The following is a 24,376-nucleotide window of genomic DNA, read 5'->3' as shown; positions in this document are numbered from 1 at the left end:
AGTCCGATTATCGTAATTCGCTTTGGTTAATCAAGTCGGGCTGCACAAATTGCCCGTGACAACAACTAACCGAAAAACGATACAGTTCAACTGTCCCGCTGCAAAACTTCCTGCACATAGAATTTGTCAGCAAGGTGTTGCGCGCGTTGATCTCTGTCCGGATCACTGCCGAAATCCCGCAATGTCTCGGAATAATGCTCGAACGAACTCTGCAGAAAGGATTGCACCAACATCGGCGGCAGACCCTGCCCCATCTCGCGCGTCTGCTTCTTGACCTGCACGAGATCGAGAATCGCCGTTCGAAGTTCCCCGGCAATGTTAATCGCCTCGAGGCATTCCAGCATGTTCATCGGCGGCAGCGCACGAAACGAACGCTGTCGCATCCATTCGAGCGCGATGGCCGGCCGCACGGCATAAAGCAGCTTCTTCAGCTTGATCGCGCCGTCGCCCTGGTTCTGAAAATGTTGCCGCATCAGCCCGATATAATGGGCGGCAACCTTCTCGGGCACCATGATGAGATCAAGCAGCGCGCCGAGGCGAGAGCGAAAACCGGCCTCCTCTTCGTAGGCGATCGGCGATTTCAACCACTCGACCACCACCGCATTGCCCTTCAGCGCAAGCTGCAGCGCCTTTCGCAGATCCCAGCCGCCCGTATCGATATCGCCGACGATCGGAAACTCGATGACATCGCGCACCGGAACGAGGGAGAGATGATGTTCGACAGGACGGATATAGACAAAGCGGCAATCATAGTCGCTGTCGGGAGACGGAAAACCCCAGGCGCGGCTGCCGCTTTCAATTGCAAAACCGATGCGGATGTCCTGCTCGCGCACCGAGGCGAGCCGCGACCTGATCTCCTTGACGGCTTCGGGATCGAAGCCGCCTATTCCGCCGTCGGCATGCATGCTGATCAAACCCGGCGCTCGACCATCATCTTCTTGATTTCGGCGATCGCCTTGGCCGGGTTGAGGCCCTTCGGGCAGGTCTGCGCACAGTTCATGATCGTGTGGCAGCGATAGAGGCGGAACGGATCCTCGAGATTGTCGAGACGCTCGCCGGTCGCCTCGTCTCTGGAATCGATCAGCCAGCGATAGGCCTGCAGCAGAACGGCCGGACCGAGATAACGGTCGCCGTTCCACCAGTAGCTCGGACAGGAGGTCGAGCAGCAGGCGCAGAGGATGCATTCATAGAGACCGTCGAGCTTCTGACGGTCCTCGTGGCTCTGCTTCCATTCCTTGGCCGGCGCCGGCGACACCGTCTTCAGCCATGGCTCGATCGAACGATGCTGGGCATAGAAGTTGGTGAGGTCTGGCACCAGATCCTTGACGACGGGCAGATGCGGCAGCGGATAGATCTTCACCGCACCCTTGATATCGTCGAGGCCCTTGGTGCAGGCGAGCGTATTCGTGCCGTCGATATTCATCGCGCAGGAGCCGCAGATGCCCTCGCGACAGGAGCGCCGCAGCGTCAGCGTCGGGTCGATCTTGTTCTTGATGTAGAGCAGGCCGTCGAGCACCATCGGCCCGCAATCGTCGACATCGATGTAGAAGGTGTCGATCGACGGGTTCTGGCCGTCGTCCGGGCTCCAGCGGTAGACGCGGAATTCGCGGGTGTTCTTGGCACCCGCCGGCTTCGGCCAGACCTTGCCTTCGCGCATCTGGGAATTCTTGGGGAGAGCGAGTTCAACCATGCCGGGTTCCTCTTGAGATCAGTAGACGCGAGCTTTCGGCTCGATCTTATGCGGATCGATGCCTTCCGCGATGAGCTCGGTGTGAACCGGCCGGTAATCGAGCTTCACATCGCCCGCTTCGCTCACCCAGGCAAGCGTGTGCTTGCGCCAGTTGAGGTCGTCGCGGCCGGCGAATGCACCCTCGGTATAATCCTCGCGTGCATGCGAACCGCGGCTCTCCTTGCGGGCCTCGGCGCCGTAGATCGTCGTGATGGCGTTGGCCATCAGGTTCTGCAATTCGAGCGTTTCCACGAGGTCGGAATTCCAGACCATCGAACGGTCGGTGACCTTGATATCCTTCATTTCGCCCCAGATTGCCGAGATGCGCCGGCAGCCGGATTCCAGCGATTCCTGCGTGCGGAAGACGGCGGCGTCTTCCTGCATGGCGCGCTGCATCTTTTCGCGCAGATCAGCCGTCGGCGTGCCGCCGCTGGCGTGACGCAGACCGTCGAAGCGGTCCATGATCCTGTCGCAGGCTGCGACGTTGAGGTGCGGGATCGGCGCTGCCCGGTCGATCACCTCGCCGGCGCGGATCGCCGCGGCGCGGCCGAAGACCACGAGGTCGATCAGCGAGTTGGAGCCGAGGCGGTTGGCGCCGTGCACCGAGGCGCAGCCGGCCTCGCCCACGGCCATCAGGCCGGGGATGATCCGTTCCGGATTGGCGCTGTCGGCGTTCAGCACTTCGCCCCAATAGTTCGTGGGAATGCCGCCCATATTGTAGTGAACGGTCGGCAGAACCGGGATCGGCTCGCGCGTGACGTCGACGCCCGCGAAAATCTTGGCGCTCTCGGAAATGCCCGGCAGCCGTTCATGCAGAACGGCCGGATCGAGGTGATCGAGATGCAGGAAGATGTGGTCCTTGTTCTTGCCGACGCCGCGGCCTTCGCGGATCTCAAGCGTCATGCAGCGCGAAACGACGTCGCGCGAGGCAAGGTCCTTGGCCGAAGGCGCGTAACGCTCCATGAAGCGTTCGCCCTCGGAGTTGACGAGGTAACCGCCTTCGCCGCGCGCGCCTTCGGTGATCAGACAGCCCGAACCATAGATGCCTGTGGGGTGGAACTGGACGAATTCCATGTCCTGCAGCGGCAGGCCGGCGCGCGCCACCATGCCGCCGCCGTCGCCGGTGCAGGTATGGGCGGAGGTTGCCGAGAAATAGGCGCGACCGTAGCCGCCGGTCGCCAGCACCACCATCTTGGCGGCGAAGCGATGGATGGTGCCGTCATCGAGGCACCAGGCAACGACGCCGGTGCAGCGGCTGCCGTCTTCCGACATGATCAGGTCGAGCGCGAAATACTCGATGAAGAATTCGGCGTTGTTGCGCAGCGACTGGCCGTAGAGCGTATGCAAAATGGCGTGGCCGGTACGGTCGGCGACGGCGCAGGTGCGCTGCACCGGCGGGCCTTCGCCGTAATTCTGCATGTGGCCACCGAACGGGCGCTGATAGATCTTGCCTTCCTCGTTGCGCGAGAACGGCACGCCGTAATGCTCGAGCTCATAGACCGCCTTCGGCGCTTCCATGGTGAGATACTGCATGGCGTCGACGTCGCCGAGCCAGTCGGAACCCTTGACGGTGTCGTAGAGGTGCCACTGCCAGCTGTCCGGCGTCATGTTGCGCAGCGAGGCGGCGATACCGCCCTGCGCCGCGACCGTGTGCGAACGGGTCGGGAATACCTTGGTGATGCAGGCCGTGCGGAAACCCTGCTCGGCCATCCCGAGCGTGGCGCGCAGGCCGGCGCCGCCGGCGCCGACGACGATCACGTCGTAGGAGTGATCGACATATTTGTAGGCCTTGCCGTTCTGGGCGGGTGAAGTCGGTGCCATATCGAGCTTATCCTACGAATGCGATTTTCAGAATGGCGAAGAGACAGAGGCCGGCGATCAGGATCGCAAAGAACGTGTTCAGCATCAGCAGCGCGATCTTGCCGAACTCGCCATGCACGTAATCCTCGATGATGACCTGCATGCCGAGCTTCATATGGATGACGCCGGAGATCACCATCAGCCCCATGACGACGGCGACGAAGGGGTTCGACAGCGCGCGAACCACATCCGCATAGGGTGCGCCGGCATAGGCGATCATGAAGAAGAGGAAGAAGAGGATGAGCGGAACATTGGCGACGGCCGTCAGCCGCTGACGCCAGAAATGATCCGTGCCGTCCTTGGCGGAGCCGAGCCCGCGAACCTTGCCGAGGGGGGTGCGCATATCCATGAGAGGACCTTCAGAAGCGAATGAGGAAGCCGATCACCCAGACCAGCACGGTCAGACAGAGCGACCCGATGACGTTGGCGATGGCGAGCTTGGTCGAGAATTCCTTCTCGAAGCCGTAGCCGAGATCCCACATGAAGTGGCGGAAACCGCCGAGCATGTGGTGCAGCAGCGCCCAGGTGTAGCCGAGCAGCACGAGCTTGCCGAGCAGGCTGCCGAGCACCCAGTTGGCCCAATCATAGGAGCCCTGGCCGCTTGCCGCCGCGATCAGCCACCAGGCGACCAGCAGCGTGCCGACGTAAAGCGCCCCACCGGTAATGCGGTGGACGATGGACATGATCATGGTGGGAATAGGTTTGTAAATTTGCAAATGCGGCGACAGGGGCCGGTTATTTGTCACGTTCGCCATCAGAACCTCGCGGCGGCTTCTCTGCGCTCCCGGATTTCGGAGCATGCTCAGTCAACCACACGAATGACAAAATTCTCTGTGTGCGTTGCATCGATTGCGACGTTTAATCACCGGAAACGCCGACGACAAGCACAATCGCTGTCTGCTTCGAATTTAATCGATTCGGGCCACCGGGAAGTTTGCCGGCAGGAGCTACCCCAGGAAAATGCGAAGCGGCTTTCCCAGGCAAGGCGCGGCGCGATTTTGCCGGTAATAGGGTAAAAACAAAAGATTAGAGGGATTTTGCGCTTCCACGAGAAACTGAACCCCTCTCACAAAACTGGTCCTTTTACGCTCAATATTTATCTCGTTCTTTCCCTGCACATGGACAAGCTCCGGCTTTTGGCGCAATCTGGCGTTAACGATTTGTTAACGATTGGATTTTCGGAGGTCGGCGCCCATGTTTCGCAGTCTGTCCGTCGTCACCCTGCTTGCCCTGTCCACGCTCGTCGCACTGCCGGCCGCCGCCGGCGATCGCCGCCATGATCGCTTTCCCGGCCATCGCCACGCTTTCCACAACGGATTGCGGCTCGGCGAACGCATCAGCTGGCGAGATCGCGGCATCCGTATCGACCGCGCTTTCGGCCGCCGGTCCGGCAGGGGGATGCCGATGCTGAAACGGTTTTCCTCGCCGGCGACACATCGCTTGACCCGCGGCAATCTCATCATCGTCACAGGCGCGGCGCCGGCTGACGACAACATCTATGCCGGCTCTTCCTATGCCTATCAGGTCGATGGCGGGACTTACGTCGGCGGCTACGGCTACTATGCGGCAGCACAGCCCGAGCCGCGGCCCCCGAAGGCGAAGGTCATCGACGTCGCCATCCAGGACGATCCCTGCACCTACGAGGCCAATGTCTGCGTCATCCGGCCTTAGAATATTTTAGGAACCGGACCCGAACCGCCACACCGTCGTCTTCTTGATTTCGCTGTCCTCCAGCGCCCGCGTTACCGGCACCTCATAGGCCGCGCAGAATTCCAGCCGGTCTTTCGGCAGATAACTGCGGCCGGGGTCGCCGACCAGCACCGGCTTGCCGTTATCAGCCAGCCCGGCGAACCAGGGAACAAGCGCATCGGCGAAAGCGCGGTCGTAAAAGACGTCGCCGGCCAGCACGATATCCGCATCGATCGCCTGCCCGATCAGATCGGCGCCGGTAAATCCGAGAGGAACGCCATTCGCCTCGGCATTCAGCCGGACCGCAGCTTCCGCCCAGGGATCGATATCGCAGGCCGTGACCTCCCGGGCGCCGGCCATGACAGCCGCAATGCCGACGAGGCCGGAGCCGCTGGCGAAATCGAGCACGCGCTTGCCGCGCACCGTTTCCGGGTGATCGAGGATGTAGCGCGCCAGCCCCTGCCCGCCTGCCCAGGCGAAAGCCCAGAAGGGCGGCGGCAGGCCGATCGCCTCCAGCTCCTCCTCCGTCTTCAGCCACAGCTCATGCGCCTCGCTTGCCAGATAGAGCAAAATCTCCGGCACGTGCGGCGGCGCCATAACGCTGGTATTGGCGCGGATGAAGGCTTGCGGATCGGTTTTCAACGCGGCGGATTGTCCAGCCCGCCCATGCGGCAGACTTCGAGATATTCCTCCTCGGTCACCGGCTGCACCGAAAGCCGCATCGAGGTGACGAGCGCCATCTTGGCAAGCTTCTCGCTCGCCTTGACATCCTTCAGCGTCACCGGCTTCGGCATATCCATGACGGCACGGATATCGACGCAATCCCACTTCGGATCGTCCTTGGCAGTGGAATCGGGATGCGACAGCGCCGCGACTTCGACGATGCCGACGATCTCCAGCCCGTCATTGGAATGATAGAAGAATCCCTTGTCGCCGATCTGCATCGCCCGCATGTTGTTGCGCGCCAGATAGTTGCGGACGCCGGTCCATTCCGTGCCCTTTTCGCCGGCAGCCTTCTGCTGCTCCCAGGACCAGGAAGCGGGCTCGGATTTATAAAGCCAGTGCGCCATGCTCACGCCTCCGGCTTGTTGAAGACCCAGTTGTAGGCCTTGACCTCGACGCTTTCGAACAGTCCGGCCTTGGCGTAAGGGTCGGCATCGGCAAGCGCCCGCGCCGCCTCCTTCGATTCCGCTTCGACGATGATCAGGCTGCCGCAGGCCTTGCCGTCGTCATCGAGAAACGGGCCGGCAATCTTCAACGTGCCCTCGGCATTCAGCCCGTTCAGATAGTCAAGATGTGTCGGACGCGTCTCCATGCGCACGTTCAGATGTCCCGGCTTGTCCTTGCAGAGAAGGGCGAAAAGCATGTCTGTCTCCTATTCGGTGGTGATCGGGCGTGTCATCAGTTGCTCGATCGCCTCTGATATATCGAGCCTGCCGTCGATGATGGCGGAAACGGCATCGGTGATCGGCATGCTGACCTTCAATTCGGCCGCAAGCCGCGCGGCGACGGAAGCGGCAAACGCGCCTTCCACCAGTGCGCCCTGCAGCGGATCGGTCTTGTCGCCGCGGCCGAGCGCGATGCCGAAGCGCAGGTTCCGCGATTGATGGCTCGTCGCCGTCAGCACCAGATCGCCGAGACCGGAAAGCCCGCGCACCGTATCCGCCTGGCCGCCCTTGGCGACGACGAAACGCGACATTTCCGCAAGCCCGCGCGCAATCAGCGCCGCACGCGCGGAATCGCCGATGCCGCGGCCTTCGACGATGCCGCAGCCGATCGCCAGCACATTCTTGAGCGCGCCGCCGAGCTGCACGCCGATCCGGTCATTGGAGGCATAAAGCCGGAAGGTCCGGCCCGATATCGCCTGAGCCAGCCGCTCCGCGGTCTCAATGTCATCGGCCGCGATTGCCATCGCCGTCGGCAGGCCTTTGGCGATATCGGCGGCAAAACCCGGGCCCGAGAGCACCGCGATGGAATGATCCGGCAGTTCCCGTTCCAGCATGTCGGTCAGAAGATTGCCCGTCGCCCGCTCGATGCCCTTGGCGCAGGTGACGACCACGGCATCCTTGGCAAGATAGGGGCCATATTGCCGCGCCGCATCGGCCTGCGCCTGCGACGGCATCGCAAAAAGGACGATGGAGGCGCCGGTGATCGCATCCGCCTCGGCGGAAAATTCCAGCGTGTCGGGCAGAGAAATGCCGGGCAGCACCGCATCGTGCAGCCGTTCGCTCTTCAGATCTTCCATCAGTGCCGGATTGCGCCCGACGAGCGTCACGGCGCTGCGGCCGGCAAGGGCGATGACGGCGGCAAGCGCCGTGCCGAAAGCCCCCGATCCGACAACGGCGATGTTTTCGCTCATGCCTTGGCCCCCCGTTTTCCGAAACCGATCAGCGTTTCCGCATTGGAATCGAGCGGCCAGCGCGAGCGCGGCTGCACGTCGAGCGCATCCGGTGCGGCGCCGGTCGCCATCCGCTCCAGTCCCGCCCAGGCGATCATCACGGCATTGTCGGTGCAGAGCCTGAGCGGCGGCGCGACGAAGCGGAAGCCATTCTTGTCGCACAGCGCCTGCAGCGTGCCGCGCAGTTCGAGATTGGCGGCGACGCCGCCGGCAACGACGAGCGCCGGCTTTTCGCTAGTTGCAGGGAATTCCGTCTTGAACCGCTGCAGGCCGCGGCCGATGCGGTCTTTCAGCGTCCGCGAAATCGCCTTCTGGAACGAGGCGCAGATATCCGCGACATCCTGATCGCTGAGCGGCGCGATATCCTGTGCCGCCTGCCGCACCGCCGTCTTCAGGCCGGAGAAGGAGAAGTCGAGCCTGGCCTCGCCGACCAGCGGCCGCGGAAAGTCGAAACGATCGGCATTGCCGTTCTGCGCCATCCGCTCCACCGCCGGTCCGCCGGGATAGGGCAGGCCGAGCAGCTTTGCCGTCTTGTCGAAGGCTTCGCCCAGCGCATCGTCGATCGTCGTCCCCCAGCGCTCATATTGCCCGACGCCGCGCACCAGGATGAGCTGGGTATGGCCGCCGGAGACGAGCAGCATCAGATAGGGAAAGGAGAGCCCGTCCGTCAGCCGCGCCGTCAGCGCATGGCCTTCGAGATGGTTGACCGCATAAAGCGGCTTGCCGGCGGCTCTGGCGATCGCCTTGCCGGTCATCAGCCCCACCAGCAGCCCGCCGATCAGCCCCGGCCCCGACGTCGCGGCAATGGCGTCGACCTCGTCGAGCGACACATTGGCGCGCGTCAGCGCCTCCTCGATCAGTTCGTCCAGCGCCTCGACATGGGCGCGCGCGGCAATCTCCGGCACCACGCCGCCATAGGCGCTATGCTCGTCGAGCTGGGACAGCACCACGTCGGACAGCACGGTGGAATGCCCCTCCGCATCGCGCTCGACGACCGCGGCGGCGGTCTCGTCGCAGCTCGTTTCGATGCCAAGGATGCGCAGAAAGGGAACCATGTAGCCTGTTCGTTGATTGCGATGGGATGGAAACCCGTTTACGAGAACTCCGGTAACAACGGAATAGAGCGGATGCAAACAAAACCTTTCCGGATCGGCACGCGCGGCAGCCCGCTGGCGCTTGCCCAGGCGCATGAGGCCCGCGACAGGCTGATGGCGGCGCATCATCTGCCCGAGGAAATGTTCGAGATCGTCGTGCTCTCGACCAAGGGCGACCGCATCACCGACCGGTCGCTTTCCGAGATCGGCGGCAAGGGCCTCTTCACCGAGGAGCTCGAACAGAAGCTTGCCGCGGGCGAACTGGATTTCGCCGTGCACTCCACCAAGGATATGCCGACGCACCTGCCGGAGGGCCTGCATCTCTCCGCCTATCTGCCGCGTGAAGATATCCGCGATGCCGTCGTCGGCCGCACCGCGCCCAAGCTGATCGACCTGCCGCATGGCGCCACCGTCGGCTCCTCGTCGCTGCGTCGCCAGGCGCTCATCCGCCGCATGCGGCCAGACATCAATGTCGTCACCTTCCGCGGCCTCGTCGAAACGCGCCTGCGGAAGCTCGAAGAGGGTCAGGTGGACGCAACTCTGCTGGCGCTTGCCGGCCTGAAACGCCTCGGCAAGGTCGAGGTGATTACCGATATCCTCGACCCCGACACTTTCCCGCCGGCGCCGGCACAGGGGGCGATCTGCATCGAAAGCCGCATCGGCGACACGGGGATTGACGATCTTCTGGCGCCGATCAACGATGCCACGACCTTCGACACCGTCTCCTGCGAACGCGCCTTCCTCGCCGCTCTCGACGGCTCCTGCCGCACGCCGATCGGCGGTTACGCCGTCTGCGAAGGCGACCTCATCCGCTTCTCCGGCCTGATCATCACCCCTGACGGCCGCAGCCAGCATGCGGTGACGACCGACGGCCATCGCCGCGATGCGGCAGCACTCGGCACCCGCGCCGGCCAAGACGTGCGCGCAAGGGCCGGCAGCGCCTTCTTCGACGACTGGCACTGACGCGGCCATGCGCGTGCTCGTTACCCGCCCCGCCCATTCGGCGACGAGAACCGCACGACGTCTGCGCGATATGGGCCACGAGCCGCTGCTGCTGCCGCTGCGTCGGCCGGTCCATGACAGCGCCGCCGCCGCGGGCGCGCTCGCAACCACCAGCGGCGCAATCGCCGTGACCAGCGCCGAAGCCATCAGGGTCGTTTCAGCGCTCGGTGAGCAACTTAATCCGCATCTTGGCCGCCCGCTTTTCGCGGTGGGAGAAACAACGGCAGAGGAGGCGCGCAGCCTCGGCTTCCGATCGGTCGCCGCATCCCAGGGCAACGGCCGCGATCTCGCCGATCTCATCGCAACGCAGGGCGCCGACGGCTTGCTCTATCTTGCCGGCATGCCGCGCGCGGAAACGTTCGAAGCAAGATTGAGCGAACTCGGTATCCGTTTTTCCGTCGCGGAATGTTATCGCATGCAACCGGTTGCCCCAGGCCCGGCCGAGATCGAAGCGATTTTTGCGGGCGGTCGGCCGGATGCGGTTCTCTTCTACTCCAGACAGACGGCCGACGATTTCTTTGGCCTGGCCGAACTCTGCTCCGCCCTGGCGGAACACGGCGGAATCCGGCTTCTCTGCCTCAGCGAGGCGGTGGCGGAAGCCATCCCGGCGGCTCTGAAAAAAAATGCGGCGATTGCGCCGATGCCGGATGAGAAAAGTCTTTTGTCGCTGCTTTGAATGCTTTAGCCGCCCAAATTTGATCTAACCTCTTCCCTTAATTGGCATCACTGTCTAGTTTCGTTGCAATGCAGGATAATGAGGACCTCATGGTATCGGGAAACCCGCCACGCCATTCCAAGAGCGCCGACGAGCCGGTCACGATCGACCTCGAAGCACAGGATTTCGCCTCTGCAGCCGATACTGAAAAGCCGGTGGAGAATGATGTCGGCGACGCCGACCGCACCCCCGCCGAGGCCGGCACGCCGCCCGAAGCCGAAGCTGCGCCGATAGCCGAACATGAGCCGGCCGAGCATGAGCCAGCCGAGCCGGCCGAACGCCAAGACCAGCCTGAAACGGAGGCGCAGGCTGAGGAGCCGGCAACCCCGGAACCGTCCTTCACGCCCGCTCCCGAACAGCCCGCGCCGCAGCGCGGCGCCACCTCCGGCCTCATCGCCGCCGGCATCTTCGGCGGCCTCGTGGCGCTGCTTGGTGCAGGCGCCATTCAATATGCCGGTTACCTCCCGGGCTCCTCCGCGCCGCAGACGACGTCGCCGGAGACCGCCGATCTTGCCGGCGAGATCGACGGCCTGAAACAGGCCGTCGCCAATCTCGCCGCCAACCCGGCGAGCCCGGATGACGGCGCGCTTGCCAAGCGCGTCGCTGTGCTGGAAACGGCTGCGAAAGCCCCCGCGGCCGGCACACCGGCCGATTCGGCAAACGTCGAGGCACTCAACCAGAAGATTGCCGAGTTGAACGGCCAGCTCGACCAGCTGCGCGCCACGCTTGCCCAGTCCTCCGAACAGCAGACGACCAGCGGCGCCGATATCGCCAAGCGCCTCGAAGAAGCCGAAAAGAAGCTGAACGAGCCGCGCGAGGATGTCGCCGTTGCCAAGGCGATCGCGGCAGCCGCCCTCAAGGCGGCGATCGATCGCGGCGGCCCGTTCCTGGCCGAGCTCGATACCTTCGCCGGCGTCGCACCCGACGATCCGGCCGTTGCCGACTTGCGCGCCTTTGCCGAGACCGGCATTCCCTCGCGCGCCGAGCTCGTGCGGCAGGCTCCCGACGTTGCGACCGCGATCGTCGAAGCCGTCAACCAGCCGGATCCGAACCAGAGCTGGTCGGACAGGCTGATGTCGAGCGCCAAGTCGCTGGTAACGGTCCGTCCCGTCGGCAATATCGAGGGCGAAAGCGTCGAAGCGATCGCCGCCCGCATGGAGGAGAAGGTGAAGAACGGCGATCTGTCAGGCGCTTCCGCTGAATGGAACTCTCTGCCGGCCGTGGGCAAGCAGGCATCCGCCGCTTTCAAGCAGTCGCTCGAAGCGCGCATCCGCGTCGAGGAACTGGTCGGCGGGGCGCTGTCGAAAGCGGTGTCCGGCACCGGCAAGGAAGGATAAGACCATGCTGATCCGTCTTGTCGTCTTCGCCCTCTTCGTGCTGGCTCTCGCCTATGGCTTCTCCTGGCTTGCCGATCGTCCCGGCGACCTCTCGCTGATCTGGGAGGGCCAGATCTATCAGACGAAACTGATCGTCGCCGCCAGCGCGATCATCGCTCTGATCGCTGCCGTCATGGTCGTCTGGTGGTTCATCCGCCTGGTCTGGACCTCGCCGCATTCGGTGACGCGTTATTTCCGCGCCCGCAAGCGCGACCGCGGTTATCAGGCGCTATCAACAGGCCTGATCGCCGCCGGCGCCGGCAATTCGGCTCTCGCCCGCAAGATGGCCGCCCGCTCGCGCGGCCTGATCCGCGCCGATCAGGAGCCGCTGATCAACCTGCTCGAGGCTCAGGCCGCCCTGATCGAGGGCCGCCATGACGAGGCGCGCGCCAAATTCGAGGCCATGGCCAACGATCCCGAGACGCGCGAGCTCGGCCTGCGCGGCCTCTATCTGGAAGCCCGCCGGCTCGGCGCCAATGAGGCCGCCCGCCAATATGCCGAAAAGGCTGCCGACAACGCGCCGTATTTGCCCTGGGCCGCCCAGGCGACGCTCGAATATCGCAGCCAGGCCGGCCGCTGGGACGACGCGATCCGCCTGCTCGAGCAGCAGAAGGCCGCCCGCGTCGTCGAAAAAGCCGAAGCCAACCGTCTGCATGCCGTCCTCCTGACGGCGCGGGCCGGCGAGAAGCTGGAAGGCAACCCGGCCGGTGCCCGCGACGACGCCCTGCAGGCGCTGAAACTCGCCGCCGATTTCATTCCGGCAGCCCTTATTGCCGCAAAGGCGCTGTTCCGCGAAGGCGGCGTGCGCAAAGCTGCCTCGATCCTCGAACAGGCATGGAAATCAGCACCGCACCCCGAGATCGGCCAGGCCTATGTCAGGGCGCGCAGTGGCGATTCCACGCTCGACCGGCTGAAGCGTGCCGAACGGCTGGAGGGGCTGCGCCCGAACAATGTCGAATCCCTTCTCGTCGTCGCCCAGGCAGCGCTCGACGCGCAGGAATTCGCCAAGGCCCGTGCCAAGGCGGAAGCGGCGGCGCGCATGCAGCCGCGTGAAGCCGCCCTCCTGCTGTTGGCCGATATCGAGGAAGCCGAAACCGGAGACCAGGGCCGGGTGCGCCACTGGCTGGCCCAGGCGCTGAAGGCGCCGCGCGATCCGGCCTGGGTGGCGGACGGCTTCGTCTCCGACAAATGGCTGCCGATATCGCCCGTGACCGGCCGCCTCGACGCCTTCGAGTGGAAGGCGCCCTTCGGCCAGATCGAAGGTCCGCTCGAAGACGGTGCGGCGCCCGCCGCGATCGAAACCGCCCTGAAGACCCTGCCGCCGCTGCGCGACGTCAGGCCGGAAAGCCCGGTCAACGATCATCGCATCATCGAGCTGGAACGCGCCGCGACGATTGCCGAGGCGGTGCGCCCGGCACCGGCGCCAGCCAAACAGAAGCCTGTCGAACAGAAGCCTGTCGAACCGGCCGCCGGCGATAAGGGACCCGCACCGAACGAGGCAAAGCCTTTCTTTGGCGGGTTGCCGGATGATCCCGGCGTTCGCGATCCGAGGGCGGAACCGGAACCCAGGACACGGCTCCGCCTTTTCTGAAATGGAACGAAAACCGCATGTTCGAACGCTTTCAGGCATTCTTCCAGAAGCTTACCACAGACCACCCGAAGAAGGGTTTTGCCCCCGATGATCCGCGCATTGCAGTGGCAGCACTCTGCATGCAGGTGATGGAGGCCGACGGTCAGATCAAAGCCAGCGAGAAGAAGCGGCTGCGCAAGCTGTTGAAGGAGCAGTATGCACTCGACGGCAAACAGCTTGACGCCCTGATCGCCGCCGGCCTTGAAGCCGAAAGCTCCGCCGTCGACTATTATCGCTTCACCGCCGACCTGAAACGCCATCTCAATACCGAGCAACGGCTGGAGCTGATCGGCATTCTCTGGGACATCGTCTATGCCGATGGCGAACGCAGCGAAATGGAAGACCATGTGATCTGGCGTATCGCCGATCTACTCGGCGTCTCCTCCCGCGAGCGCATCCAGAAGCGGCAGGAGGCCGCCGCCAGGGTGACGGATGTCCAGGTTGCGCAAGATGATAGCGACTGAGCAAAAGCTGAACCGAGACCGGCGCCCGATCCTCATCGTCCTGCATCAGGAGCGGTCGAGCCCCGGCCGTGTCGGCCAGTTGCTCGTCGAAAAGGGCTACCGCCTCGATATCCGTCGCCCGGTTCTCGGCGAACCGCTTCCGACGACGCTCGAAGACCATGCCGGCGCCGTCGTCTTCGGCGGGCCGATGAGCGCCAACGATCCCGAGGACTTCGTCAAGAAGGAGATCGACTGGATCGACATTCCGCTGCGGGAAAAACGCCCCTATCTCGGTATCTGCCTCGGCGCGCAGATGCTGGTGCGTCAACTCGGCGGCAAGGTGCAGTCGAATGCCGACGGCTCGACGGAGATCGGCTGGTATCCGCTGCACCCGACCGAGAAGGGCCGGCTGCTGATGCATTGGCCGAAAATGGTCTATCATTTCCACCGCGAGGGTTTCGAACTGCCGCGCGGCGCCGACCTGCTGGCCGAAGGCGATGCCTACCCCAACCAGGCCTTCCGCTACGACGGCAACGCCTGGGGCCTGCAGTTCCATGCCGAACTCACCCGGGTGATGATGCATCGCTGGGTCGTGCATGGCGCCCATCGCTTCATTCTGCCGACGCCCAGCAGGGCCGCGAACATCTCGAAGGCCGCATGCTGTTCGACGCGCCGCTGAAAGCCTGGCTGAGCGAATTCCTCGATATCGTCTTCGAAGGCAAGACGGCGAAAGCCGCTTCCCCGATCACGCTTCCCGCATAAAGCGTCGCTCGGCAGGACGCTCTATCGCGGTTATGTGCTGGGCGCGTCGAGCGTATCGATCTGCCGCAATTTCGGGAAACTCGAAGCCCAGATCGCCGCCACAGCAAGCGTTCCGATCCCGCCGATGACAACCGCCGGCACCGCACCGAAGAGCGCCGCCATCGTGCCCGCCCTGAATTCCCCGAGTTCGTTCGAGGCACCGACGAAAACCATGTTGACCGCATTGACGCGGCCGCGCAGCTGATCCGGCGTCCAGAGCGCAATCAGGCTCTCGCGGACATAGACCGACACCATGTCGGCCGCCCCCATCAGCGCCAGCGCCGCGATCGAGACTTCGGTGTTGGTCGACACGCCGAAGATGATCGTGCCGACGCCGAACAGGGCGACGCCGATGAACATGTAGATGCCGGCGCGATGTTTGAGCGGATAGGCGGCAAGGAAGATCGCCATGACGATCGCGCCAAGGCCGGGTGCGGCGCGCAACAGTCCGAGGCCCCAGGGACCGAGTGTCAGGATATCACGGGCGAAGATCGGCATCAGTGCCGTCGCACCGCCAAGCAGCACGGCGAAGAGATCGAGCGAGATCGCCCCGAGCACCACCTTTTCGGCGCGGATGAAGCTGAAGCCGCCGAGGATCATCGCCCAGCTCTTGGTCTCGCCCGTCGTCTTCTGCACCGGTTTCGGGATCATGTAGAGAAGAGCCGCACCGAGCACGGAAAAGATCACCGCCACCGTATAGGCGGTCGGTGCGCTGACGCCGTAGAGCAGACCGCCGAGCACCGGCCCAGTGATCGCCGCGAGCTGCCAGGACGACGAATTCCAGGCGATCGCATTGGAGAGCGCCTCCTCCGGCACCAGATTGGGCGCCAGCGATTGCACGGCCGGCGACATGAAGGCGCGTTCGATGCCGAAGATCAGGAGCACGGCGAAAACAGGCAGGGGCGTGAAGCTCCCCATGACAGTCATGACGAGCAGCGCCAGCGTGCAGAGCGCGCTCACCAGCGAGCAGAGGGCCGCGATCGCCCGGCGATTGTACCGGTCGGCCACCGAACCGGTGACGAGAATGAGCAGCAGCGACGGCAGGAACTGCACGAGACCGATCAAACCGAGATAGATCGCGCTGCCCGTCTGGTCGTACATCTGCCAGCCGACGGCGACGCTGACGATCTGCTGCGAGAAGGAAAGCAGGAAGCGCGCGAAGAAGAACCGCGTGTAGGACGAATGCCGGAACGCGGCAAAACGGTCTCCGGTGGGCGAAAACGACATGGGTGTTTTCCGAGGAGACGGGCGCCGGAATAGCTGCAAAGCCGCCCGTTAAACATGATTCACCGCGCGTCTCCACACGGCACTTGCTCGTTTAGTCGCCAATGTCTACATGTCTGTCAACAACGAATTGGAGACGACCATGTTTGCGCTGTTTCAAACCATTGATTTGGCTTTGAATATTTACACCTGGATCCTGATTGGTAGCGCCATTTTTTCCTGGCTCTATGCGTTCAACGTTATCAATTCCAGCAACCAGTTCGTCAACTCGGTCGGCACGTTCCTCTATAACGTCACTGAACCGGTGCTGAAGCCGATCCGCCGTTTTCTGCCGAACCTTGGCGGCATCGACATTTCGCCGATCATCCTGCTGCTGATCATCTTCTTCCTGCGCACCTTGCTTTGGACGACGCTGTACCCGCTGGTCGCTTGAGCCGCCCCTGGAGCCTTTTCGGTGATCATCTGCGCCTCGCCGTCCGGCTGACGCCGAATGGCGGGCGTGATGCGATCGATGGCATCGAGCTGGATGGCGAGGGCGAAACGCACCTGAAGGCGCGCGTCACATCGGTCCCGGAAAAGGGCAAGGCCAACAAGGCGCTGATCCTTCTGGTCGCCCAATCGCTGCGCATCCCCAAATCAGCATCAGCCTCGTCTCCGGCGACACCGCGCGCAAAAAAATCCTCCGGATCGACGGCGACCCGGAGGATTTGGCAAAAAAACTCGAAACGCTTTTCGGCTGAACAATCAGCCTTTCGTCTTCTTGGCGCGCTCGACCGCTTCGAGGATAAGCTGGCCGGCTTCCTTGGAGTCGCCCCAGCCGAAGATCTTCACCCACTTGCCGGGCTCCAGATCCTTGTAGTGCTCGAAGAAGTGCTCGATCTGCTTCAGCGTGATTTCCGGAAGATCGGTGTAATCCTTCACCTTCTCGTAGCGCAGCGTCAGCTTCGGCGACGGCACGGCGATGATCTTCTCGTCCTTGCCGGAATTGTCTTCCATCTTCAAAACGCCGATCGGGCGCACATTGATGACGCAGCCGGGAACCAGCGGGCGGGTGCTGGCGATCAGGACGTCGATCGGGTCGCCGTCTTCCGACAGCGTATGCGGCACAAAGCCGTAATTGCCCGGATAGGTCATCGGCGTATAGAGGAAACGATCGACCACCAGCGTACCGGCTTCCTTGTCCATCTCATACTTGATGGGATGGCCGCCAACAGGAACCTCGACGATAACGTTGACGTCCTCAGGTGGGTTATTACCGATTGAAATGGCATCGATGCGCATAGGAAACTCCCGCGAAGTTGAATTGCTCGCAGCCAGATAATCAGTTTCATGTGGCAACGCAACATTGGAGATCACCAATGCGTGATGGCACCGGCGCAAAGAGGTCAAATCTTTGGAATGGGCGATCGGCCAACGCTGACCAAACCGGTCAGCTCCAGATGAAGCCGATCTTCTTCAACTGTTTGTGGTCGAAACTTTCCATGCCTTCGCAGAAGTCGACACCGCCATGATTGCGGTAGAAGCGGCCGGCGGTCTCGTTTTCTTCGAGGCACCAGACGACCAGCCCCTTGCAGCCGAGCGACTTCAAGAGCCGGCGCGCCTCACCGAACAGCATTCTGCCGAGGCCGATGCCCTGATACTCGGGGCGAAGGTAAAGCTCGTAAATCTCGCCTTCCTGCGGCAGAGCGCGGGCGCGGTTGAGGCCCAGCGTCGCGTAGCCGGCGACCGTTCCGGCAACATCGAGAACCAGCAGCGTTGCCGGCCCGCGGGTCGCCTTGCGCCACCAGTTTTCGCCGCGCCGCTCGATCATCTGCGTCAGCGCCCGATGCGGGATGATGCCCGCATAGGTGTGCTGCCAGGCGAGCCTGTGGGTTTCCGATATGGCCCGGGCATCGTGCGGTTCGGCCCGCCGGACATCGATCGACAACGTCTTCATAACGTTTACTCTGGCCCTGCCAAAGGCAATTAACCATATGCGGCCGGCGCATCGTGATCGATTGCCCACAGACTTGATATGTGGACGACAGATAAAATTTAACGCTTTTTTAACGATTGTCACAAGTCGGAATCAGCGCGGCGCACAATAAAAAACCCCGGCTCGAAGGCCGGGGTTTCAAATTGTATTTCCAAGCGCTCAGAGAGCCGCTTTGGACTTTTCGAAACGCTTGCGATCGTTGGCGTCGAGATACATCTTGCGCAGGCGAATGTTCTTCGGCGTCACTTCCATCAGCTCGTCGTCCTGGATCCAGGAAAGCGCACGATCAAGCGTCATGCGGATCGGCGGCGTCAGCTTCACCGCTTCGTCCTTGCCGGCGGCGCGGATGTTGGTGAGCTGCTTGCCCTTCAGCACGTTGACTTCAAGGTCGTTGTCGCGCGAATGGATGCCGATGATCATGCCGGCATAGACCTTTTCGCCCGGCTCGATGATCATCGGGCCGCGATCTTCCAGGTTGAACATGGCATAGGCGACGGCTTCGCCGGAAGCATTGGCGAGCAGCACGCCGTTGACGCGGCCACCGATCACACCCTTGTAGGGCTGGTAGTCATGGAACAGGCGGTTCATGATCGCCGTGCCGCGCGTATCCGTCAGCAGCTCCGACTGGTAGCCGATCAGGCCACGGGTCGGTGCATAGAAACGCAGGCGAAGGCGGTTGCCGCCCGACGGACGCAGCTCGACCATTTCGGCCTTGCGTTCCGACATCTTCTGAACGACGACACCGGAATGTTCTTCGTCGACGTCGACGACGACCTCTTCGATCGGCTCCAGAAGCTGGCCGCTTTCATCCTTGTGCATCACGACGCGCGGACGCGAAACGGCAAGCTCGAAGCCTTCGCGACGCATGGTTTCGATGAGAACGGCGAGCTGAAGTTCGCCGCGGCCGGATACGTAGAACGAATCCTTGCCTTCGGCTTCTTCGATCTTCAGGGCGACGTTGCCTTCAGCTTCCTTGAAGAGACGGTCGCGGATGACGCGGCTCGTGACCTTGTCGCCCTCGGTGCCCGCCAGCGGGCTGTCGTTGACGATGAAGGACATGGTGACCGTCGGCGGATCGATCGGCTGAGCCTTCATGGCTTCCGAGACGGCCGGATCACAGAAAGTATCGGCGACAGTCCCCTTGGAGAGACCGGCGATCGCGACAATGTCGCCCGCATGTGCTTCTTCGATCGCCGTGCGTTCGATGCCGCGGAAGGCGAGGATCTTGGAGATTCGGCCGGTTTCGATCAGCTTGCCGTCCTGGCCGAGAACCTTGACGGCCTGGTTCGGCTTGATCGAGCCCGACGCGATGCGACCGGTGATGATACGGCCGAGGAAGGGGTTGGCTTCGAGGATCGTGCCGATCATGCGGAACGGGCCTTCTTCGACGGTCGGCTCCGGAACATGCTTGAGCACCAGGTCGAGAAGCGGTGCAAGACCCTGATCCTTCGGGCCTTCCGGATTGACGTTCATCCAGCCGTCGCGGCCCGAACCGTAGAGGATCGGGAAGTCGAGCTGCTCGTCGGTCGCGTCGAGGTTTGCAAAGAGGTCGAAGACTTCGTTGATGACTTCTTCGTGGCGGCCGTCGGGACGGTCGATCTTGTTGATCGCGACGATCGGGCGAAGGCCGACCTTCAGCGCCTTGGACACGACGAACTTCGTCTGCGGCATCGGGCCTTCGGAAGAATCGACGAGAACGATCGCGCCGTCCACCATCGAGAGAATGCGCTCGACTTCACCACCGAAGTCGGCGTGGCCGGGGGTATCGACGATGTTGATGCGAACACCTTTCCACTCGACCGACGTCGCCTTGGCGAGAATGGTGATGCCGCGTTCCTTTTCGAGATCATTCGAGTCCATCACGCGTTCAGCGACGCGCTGATTTTCGCGGAACGAGCCGGACTGCTTGAGAAGCTCATCCACCAGGGTCGTCTTGCCATGGTCAACGTGCGCGATGATCGCGATATTGCGAAGTGCCATTTGTGAAATCTCTGAGGCTGGGGCGCACGCTCTTGAGGACGCGCCTATTAGTTTGGGGCGTCCATACAGTTTTTTTTGCGCTTGCGAAAGGGGGAAACGCGCAAAAGCTGCGGCAGGGCTTTCGCCCCGCCGCATCATAGCGTGTCATCAAATTGTCTTAGGCGTCGCTGCCTGTCAATTCCTCGAAGGTCGAAAGTCCCTTTTTCAGAAGCATCGCATCCGGGCTCGGAAGCTTGCCGCGGAAGGCCTTGTAGGCGTCCTCCGGATCGACCGAGCCGCCGACGGAATAGATGTTTTCCTTGAGCTTGCGCGCCATCTCGCCGTTGAAGGCGTCGCCCGTCTCCTCGAAGGCGGCAAAGGCATCGGCGTCGAGCACCTCCGACCACATATAGGAGTAATAGCCGGCCGAATAACCGCCGGAGAAGATGTGCTGGAAGTGCGGTGTCGCATGGCGCATGACGATCGACTTCGGCATGCCGATCTCGGCCAGCACCTCCGCCTGCACCGCCATCGGATCCTCGACGGTCGTTCTCGTGTGAAACGCCATATCGACAAGCGCCGACGAGGTGAACTCGACGGTGTTGAAGCCGGCATTGAAGGTGCGGGCGGCCAGGACCTTGTCGAGCAAGGCCTGCGGCATCGGCTCGCCGGTTTCGACATGAACGGCGTAGCGCTTCAGAATAGCGGGCACCGTCAGCCAGTGCTCGTAGAGCTGGGACGGCAGCTCGACGAAATCGCGCGAAACGCCGGTGCCAGAAACCGAGGGATAGGTGACGTTCGACAGCATGCCGTGCAGCGCGTGGCCGAATTCGTGGAACAGCGTGCGCGCGTCGTCGAGCGACAGCAGCGCCGGCTTGCCTTCCGCCGGCTTGGCGAAGTTGCAGACATTGTAGATGATCGGCAGCTCGCCGTGGCGGCCGTTCTTGAGTTCCAGCTTGTGCTGCGATTGCAACGAGCTCATCCAGGCGCCGGAACGTTTCGAGCCGCGGGCGAAATAATCGCCGAGGAACAGGGCAACCAGCCGGTCCTCGCGGTCCCTGATTTCAAACACCCTGACATCCGGATGATAGGCGGCCACGTCCTTCTTTTCGACGGCGCGGATGCCGAACAGCCGGCCGGCCACGTCGAAGCAAGCCTCGATGATCTTCTCGAGCTGCAGATAAGGCTTGAGCTCGGCCTCGGAGAAATCGAACTTCCGCGCCCGGATCTTTTCGGCATAGTGGCGCCAGTCCCAGGGCATCACCTCGTGGTTCCGGCCCTCTTCGGCGATCAACGCGGCGATATCGGTCTCCTCCTCGCCGGCGCGCTTCACCGCCCGCGCCCAGACGGCCTTGAGCAGGCCGTTCACCGCATCCGCCGTCTTCGCCATCGTGTTGTCGAGCTTCAGCTCGGCGAAATTGCCGTAGCCAAGCAGCGTCGCTACCTGATGGCGCAGCGCCAGCGTTTCCCTGATGACCGCGCGGTTGTCCGTCTCCCCGTCATTTTCGCCGCGCGCCACCCACGCCTTGAAAGCCTGCTCGCGCAGATCGCGGCGCTCCGAGAAGGTGAGGAACGGCTCGATGATCGAGCGTGACAGCGTCACCGCATATTTGCCCTCTTCGCCGCGTTCGCGCGCTGCCGCCGCCATCGCGTCACGAAGGAATTCCGGCAGGCCCTCGAGCTCGGCGCTGTCCGAAAGTACCAGTGCCCAGGCCTTTTCGTCGGCCAGGACGTTCTGGCCGAACTGCGTCCCGAGGCCGGCAAGCTTTTCATCGATCGCGGCGAGTTTTTCCTGCTCGGCCTTTTCGAGCTTGGCGCCCGATTTGACGAAGCCTTTCCAGTGGCGTTCCAGCACGCGTGTCTGTTCGAGCGTCAGGCCAAGGCTCTCGCGATTCTCCCAGAGCGTGTCGATGCGGGCAAAAAGCGCTGCATTCATCCCGATCTTCGAATAGTGACGCGACATCTTCGGCGAGATCTCCCGCTCCAGCGCCTGGATCACATCATTGGTATGCGCGCCGGCCTTGTTCCAGAACAGCGCCGAGACACGCGACAGCGCATCGCCGGCAATCTCCAGCGCCACGACCGTATTCTCGAAAGTCGGCGCATCGCCGTTTCCGGCAATTTCGTCGATCTCCTTCTCATGCGCGGCAAGCGCGGCTTCGAAGGCGGCGGCAAAATCACCGTCATCAACAGCATCGAAACGCGGCAGGCCGTGAAGACCGTCCCAGGTCACCAGCGCCGGATTGAAATCATGTGGAGAAGGCATCGGAGAATTCCTTTTGGCATGCAGATGGATCGTCAATATAGGCGGGCTGTCGTAGAATTGGTATGTTGCCGGGAAGGACCTTTTGCCTCGCCTGCCGAATTTGGCGGGCGCCTGCCAAATCTGGTGGACAACAATTGATACGTGAAAATTAACCAATCGTTAACGATTGACGCGAATCACGCGCAGGCGCTAGTTTTCCGATGTTCTTCTTGTAAGGGGACATGCGCCATGGAAATTTTTTCTGTGCGGTCTTCTCAGAGTTTGCTTTTTAAAAACAATCCTAATAACGCAAAAAGTTCGAAGACCTCTGATATTGAAATCGAGACCAGAGCTCCCGCCCCGGCCTCATTCCAGATCGAAGACGAAGTTGGCGAAGGCCCGGATTTCACCGCGGTCAGCCCTGGAGAGCTGCGCAATTACGCACGCCAGAGTTTCGATAGCGGCCTGATCGATCGGAATACCTACGCCGCGATCTCCGAACCGCTGCCGATGCATGCAATCGATCCGCTCGGCAACGTCATCGATCTCTCCAGCGTCACCGACGGCACCAGCTTCAATTTCCTCGATTATTACAAGAACCAGCTGCAGATCGCCACGTCGATCGGCGACCCCGATGAGGTCCAGACGCTGAAATCGATCGTCAACTTCCTGGACGGCTGATCAGAACAGGATGCATTCTGTTCTAGGTCAGGCCTTGCGCCAGCCGAGCAGGCCTGGCGTGGCATGCCAGAGCGCCTGGGCGGCAAAACCCATGAAAAGGACACCGGAGCAGCGCACGATCAGCCGCTCATGGGCGCGATAGAAGCGGCGGACCGCGCCTGCGCCGATGATGCCGATCAGGATGATGTCGGCAGTGACGAAACCGACGAACGACACGCCGAGCAGCACCGGCAAGGCCTCGAAATCGAGCGCCCCGGCCGAGCCCGCGACCAGCGCCGTGAAGGTGGCGAGCGCCACCGGATAGCCCTTCGGATTGGTGACGCCGAAGATCAGACCGCGGCGAACCGGCCGCTCGACCATGACAAGCGCCTGCCCCTCCGCTTTCGGCTTGGCATTAACGGCGCTCCAGCCGATCCAGGCGAGGTAGAAACCGCAGGCAAGGCCGAGCAGGTCGAAGACGAAGGTTCCGATCGTCTTTGCCCCGACGATCGCGATCAGCGCCAGCGACGACCAGATGAGATCGCCGACCAGATGCCCCATCATGAAGAAGGCGCCGGCCTTGCGGCCCTGCCCGGCGCCGATGCCGAGCAGCTGCAGGAAGGCGGGTCCTGGAATGAGCACGTAGAACAGCGCCGCCAGAAAGGCGCCGAAGAGCAAGGACTGCGTCATGGAAATGCTCCGGAGGATGATCGCAGCAGAGTAAGCGATCCCAGCCATCCGTCAAGATTGGCATCCGTCAAGGCGAGCTACACCGCGACGAAAAGGGAGATACCGCCAGCGGCAGCTTCCGGGCGAAGCGAATATTTCGTTCAAATTCTCCGATCGAACAGGGCCAATGGCGTCTTCAGCCGATAGAGTGTCGTCGGCCGCCGCGCCCGCTCGGTCTGCCGTTTTTCGCCCTCGACCGTTTCGAGCAGATCGAGATCGTTGATCTTCCGGCGAAAGGCGCTTTGGTCCAGCCGTTCACCCATCACCGTTTCATAAATTGCCTGCAGTTCCGACATGGTGAAGATCTCCGGAAGCAGCCTCGCCGGAATGGTCGAATATGCGCCCTTGCCGCGCAGCCGCTCCAGGGCGGCGGTGACGATCTCATTGTGGTCGAAGGGCAATTCGCCAACCGCCTCGATCGGCCGTAATGCGAGTGGGCCGGCGCCGCCCGTCAGCGCTCCCGGCGGAACCAGGGCAAAATAGGCGATCGACACCGACCAGTCGCGGGGGTCGCGCCGCGCCGAAGCGAAGGTCCCGAGCTGCTCGAAGAATATGCCCTCGAGCCCGGCCTTGGCCTTGAGGATGCGCCGCACGGCTGCCTCCGCATCGGCGTCCTCGTCCGTATGCACATAGCCGCCGATCAGCGCCGGAACGCCGGCAAACGGCTCGGCGGACCGCGGCAGCAGCGCCGCGCACAACCGCCCCTCGTGCAGCGTCAGCAGGACGATGTCGACCGTCACGATCGGCCGTGCGAATTCAGCCTCTGCCATCAGCATCTCCCCGCTTGCATGTTCCGGCTCTCATAGCCGCCAATCATAAAAATAACAATTTGCAAATAGCAACTTGC

25 protein-coding genes and 2 pseudogenes are annotated in these 24,376 nt (G+C 62.6%); 10 read left to right on the top strand and 17 right to left on the bottom strand.

The features are described from left to right. Positions 1-86 precede the first annotated feature (86 nt). Genes CO667_RS08760 through sdhC form a run of 5 tightly spaced genes read right to left on the bottom strand, consistent with a single transcriptional unit; the run spans position 87 to position 4,344 of the window. Positions 87-905 (bottom strand): nucleotidyltransferase domain-containing protein, encoded by an 819-nt coding sequence (locus CO667_RS08760; protein ID WP_097618104.1) that lies wholly within the window; start codon positions 903-905, stop codon positions 87-89. A 5-nt stretch (positions 906-910) separates the two neighbouring features. Continuing rightward, on the bottom strand, positions 911-1,690 hold the full coding sequence (locus CO667_RS08755) for a succinate dehydrogenase iron-sulfur subunit (protein ID WP_003567268.1): 780 nt from the start codon (positions 1,688-1,690) through the stop codon (positions 911-913). An 18-nt stretch (positions 1,691-1,708) separates the two neighbouring features. Further along, positions 1,709-3,550 carry a succinate dehydrogenase flavoprotein subunit gene (gene sdhA, locus CO667_RS08750; protein WP_097617993.1) on the bottom strand — a complete coding sequence of 614 codons (1,842 nt, stop codon included), beginning with the start codon at positions 3,548-3,550 and terminating at the stop codon, positions 1,709-1,711. A gap of 7 nt (positions 3,551-3,557) precedes the next feature. Beyond that, the gene (sdhD, locus tag CO667_RS08745) at positions 3,558-3,938 is read right to left on the bottom strand and encodes a succinate dehydrogenase, hydrophobic membrane anchor protein (protein WP_003567272.1); all 381 of its coding nucleotides are present in this window, start codon (positions 3,936-3,938) and stop codon (positions 3,558-3,560) included. Positions 3,939-3,948: 10 nt separating this feature from the next. Then, complete coding sequence (gene sdhC, locus CO667_RS08740; protein ID WP_097610275.1) at positions 3,949-4,344, bottom strand: succinate dehydrogenase, cytochrome b556 subunit; 396 nt, start codon at positions 4,342-4,344, stop codon at positions 3,949-3,951. Positions 4,345-4,783: 439 nt separating this feature from the next. Here sdhC and CO667_RS08735 point away from each other — a divergent pair, with 439 nt between their 5' ends. After that, on the top strand, positions 4,784-5,260 hold the full coding sequence (locus tag CO667_RS08735; RefSeq protein WP_097617992.1) for a hypothetical protein: 477 nt from the start codon (positions 4,784-4,786) through the stop codon (positions 5,258-5,260). 6 nt (positions 5,261-5,266) lie between these two features. Here CO667_RS08735 and CO667_RS08730 read toward each other — a convergent pair whose 3' ends face one another. Genes CO667_RS08730 through tsaD form a run of 5 tightly spaced genes read right to left on the bottom strand, consistent with a single transcriptional unit; the run spans position 5,267 to position 8,731 of the window. After that, positions 5,267-5,920: a methyltransferase gene (locus CO667_RS08730; RefSeq protein WP_097617991.1), complete on the bottom strand. Its 654-nt coding sequence runs from the start codon at positions 5,918-5,920 to the stop codon at positions 5,267-5,269. After that, positions 5,917-6,348, bottom strand: coding sequence for an EVE domain-containing protein (locus CO667_RS08725; RefSeq protein ID WP_097617990.1), 432 nt, complete (start codon positions 6,346-6,348; stop codon positions 5,917-5,919). Before CO667_RS08725 ends, CO667_RS08730 begins: the two co-directional genes overlap by 4 nt. 2 nt (positions 6,349-6,350) lie before the next feature. Then, positions 6,351-6,644 (bottom strand): YciI-like protein, encoded by a 294-nt coding sequence (locus CO667_RS08720; protein WP_097617989.1) that lies wholly within the window; start codon positions 6,642-6,644, stop codon positions 6,351-6,353. A gap of 9 nt (positions 6,645-6,653) precedes the next feature. Then, the gene (locus tag CO667_RS08715; RefSeq protein WP_097617988.1) at positions 6,654-7,637 is read right to left on the bottom strand and encodes an NAD(P)H-dependent glycerol-3-phosphate dehydrogenase; all 984 of its coding nucleotides are present in this window, start codon (positions 7,635-7,637) and stop codon (positions 6,654-6,656) included. Then, positions 7,634-8,731 carry a tRNA (adenosine(37)-N6)-threonylcarbamoyltransferase complex transferase subunit TsaD gene (gene tsaD, locus CO667_RS08710; protein WP_097617987.1) on the bottom strand — a complete coding sequence of 366 codons (1,098 nt, stop codon included), beginning with the start codon at positions 8,729-8,731 and terminating at the stop codon, positions 7,634-7,636. The genes CO667_RS08715 and tsaD overlap by 4 nt, the downstream gene beginning before the upstream one ends. Positions 8,732-8,803: 72 nt before the next feature. On the opposite strand from tsaD, the gene hemC reads away from it, so the two are divergent. The 6 genes and pseudogenes from hemC (at position 8,804) to CO667_RS08680 (ending at position 14,698) form a co-directional block, all read left to right on the top strand. Further along, positions 8,804-9,733: a hydroxymethylbilane synthase gene (gene hemC, locus CO667_RS08705; protein ID WP_097617986.1), complete on the top strand. Its 930-nt coding sequence runs from the start codon at positions 8,804-8,806 to the stop codon at positions 9,731-9,733. A 7-nt stretch (positions 9,734-9,740) separates the two neighbouring features. Then, the gene (locus CO667_RS08700; RefSeq protein WP_097617985.1) at positions 9,741-10,448 is read left to right on the top strand and encodes a uroporphyrinogen-III synthase; all 708 of its coding nucleotides are present in this window, start codon (positions 9,741-9,743) and stop codon (positions 10,446-10,448) included. Positions 10,449-10,516: 68 nt separating this feature from the next. Beyond that, the gene (locus tag CO667_RS08695; RefSeq protein ID WP_179874095.1) at positions 10,517-11,824 is read left to right on the top strand and encodes a COG4223 family protein; all 1,308 of its coding nucleotides are present in this window, start codon (positions 10,517-10,519) and stop codon (positions 11,822-11,824) included. Positions 11,825-11,828: 4 nt separating this feature from the next. Then, positions 11,829-13,454 carry a heme biosynthesis protein HemY gene (locus CO667_RS08690; protein WP_097617983.1) on the top strand — a complete coding sequence of 542 codons (1,626 nt, stop codon included), beginning with the start codon at positions 11,829-11,831 and terminating at the stop codon, positions 13,452-13,454. A gap of 17 nt (positions 13,455-13,471) precedes the next feature. Then, positions 13,472-13,957, top strand: coding sequence for a TerB family tellurite resistance protein (locus CO667_RS08685; protein WP_097617982.1), 486 nt, complete (start codon positions 13,472-13,474; stop codon positions 13,955-13,957). Next, positions 13,926-14,698: pseudogene (locus CO667_RS08680) on the top strand (glutamine amidotransferase). Before CO667_RS08685 ends, CO667_RS08680 begins: the two are co-directional and overlap by 32 nt. Positions 14,699-14,728: 30 nt before the next feature. On the opposite strand, the gene CO667_RS08675 reads toward CO667_RS08680, so the two are convergent. Beyond that, positions 14,729-15,964 (bottom strand): MFS transporter, encoded by a 1,236-nt coding sequence (locus tag CO667_RS08675; RefSeq protein ID WP_097617981.1) that lies wholly within the window; start codon positions 15,962-15,964, stop codon positions 14,729-14,731. Between the two features lie 139 nt (positions 15,965-16,103). Between CO667_RS08675 and CO667_RS08670 the strand changes: the two genes are divergently transcribed. Both CO667_RS08670 and CO667_RS08665 read left to right on the top strand, forming a co-directional pair. Beyond that, the gene (locus CO667_RS08670; protein WP_245433086.1) at positions 16,104-16,394 is read left to right on the top strand and encodes a YggT family protein; all 291 of its coding nucleotides are present in this window, start codon (positions 16,104-16,106) and stop codon (positions 16,392-16,394) included. Beyond that, a pseudogene (locus CO667_RS08665) lies at positions 16,391-16,701 on the top strand (DUF167 domain-containing protein). Before CO667_RS08670 ends, CO667_RS08665 begins: the two are co-directional and overlap by 4 nt. A 4-nt stretch (positions 16,702-16,705) precedes the next feature. Here the strand turns inward: CO667_RS08665 and ppa are convergent. The 4 genes from ppa to CO667_RS08645 all read right to left on the bottom strand — a co-directional run bounded on the left by ppa (position 16,706) and on the right by CO667_RS08645 (position 22,161). Beyond that, entirely contained in the window at positions 16,706-17,242 is a 537-nt protein-coding gene (gene ppa / locus CO667_RS08660) for an inorganic diphosphatase (protein ID WP_012559229.1), read from the bottom strand. A 148-nt stretch (positions 17,243-17,390) separates the two neighbouring features. Continuing rightward, complete coding sequence (locus tag CO667_RS08655; RefSeq protein ID WP_097617979.1) at positions 17,391-17,897, bottom strand: GNAT family N-acetyltransferase; 507 nt, start codon at positions 17,895-17,897, stop codon at positions 17,391-17,393. Between the two features lie 198 nt (positions 17,898-18,095). Continuing rightward, positions 18,096-19,916: a translational GTPase TypA gene (gene typA, locus CO667_RS08650; RefSeq protein ID WP_097617978.1), complete on the bottom strand. Its 1,821-nt coding sequence runs from the start codon at positions 19,914-19,916 to the stop codon at positions 18,096-18,098. A gap of 157 nt (positions 19,917-20,073) precedes the next feature. Then, complete coding sequence (locus CO667_RS08645; RefSeq protein ID WP_097617977.1) at positions 20,074-22,161, bottom strand: M3 family metallopeptidase; 2,088 nt, start codon at positions 22,159-22,161, stop codon at positions 20,074-20,076. A 228-nt stretch (positions 22,162-22,389) separates the two neighbouring features. Here CO667_RS08645 and CO667_RS08640 point away from each other — a divergent pair, with 228 nt between their 5' ends. Next, on the top strand, positions 22,390-22,821 hold the full coding sequence (locus CO667_RS08640) for a hypothetical protein (RefSeq protein ID WP_097617976.1): 432 nt from the start codon (positions 22,390-22,392) through the stop codon (positions 22,819-22,821). 27 nt (positions 22,822-22,848) lie between these two features. On the opposite strand, the gene CO667_RS08635 is transcribed toward CO667_RS08640, so the two are convergent. Together CO667_RS08635 and CO667_RS08630 are read right to left on the bottom strand one after the other, a co-directional pair. Further along, entirely contained in the window at positions 22,849-23,490 is a 642-nt protein-coding gene (locus CO667_RS08635) for a LysE family translocator (RefSeq protein ID WP_097617975.1), read from the bottom strand. 140 nt (positions 23,491-23,630) lie between these two features. Beyond that, the gene (locus CO667_RS08630) at positions 23,631-24,299 is read right to left on the bottom strand and encodes an NUDIX hydrolase (protein WP_097617974.1); all 669 of its coding nucleotides are present in this window, start codon (positions 24,297-24,299) and stop codon (positions 23,631-23,633) included. Positions 24,300-24,376 lie beyond the last annotated feature (77 nt).

This window comes from Rhizobium sp. L43 (assembly GCF_002531725.1).
Taxonomy (GTDB): domain Bacteria; phylum Pseudomonadota; class Alphaproteobacteria; order Rhizobiales; family Rhizobiaceae; genus Rhizobium.
Note: the sequence above shows the minus strand (reverse complement) of the source record. Positions and strands in the feature narration are given on the sequence as shown.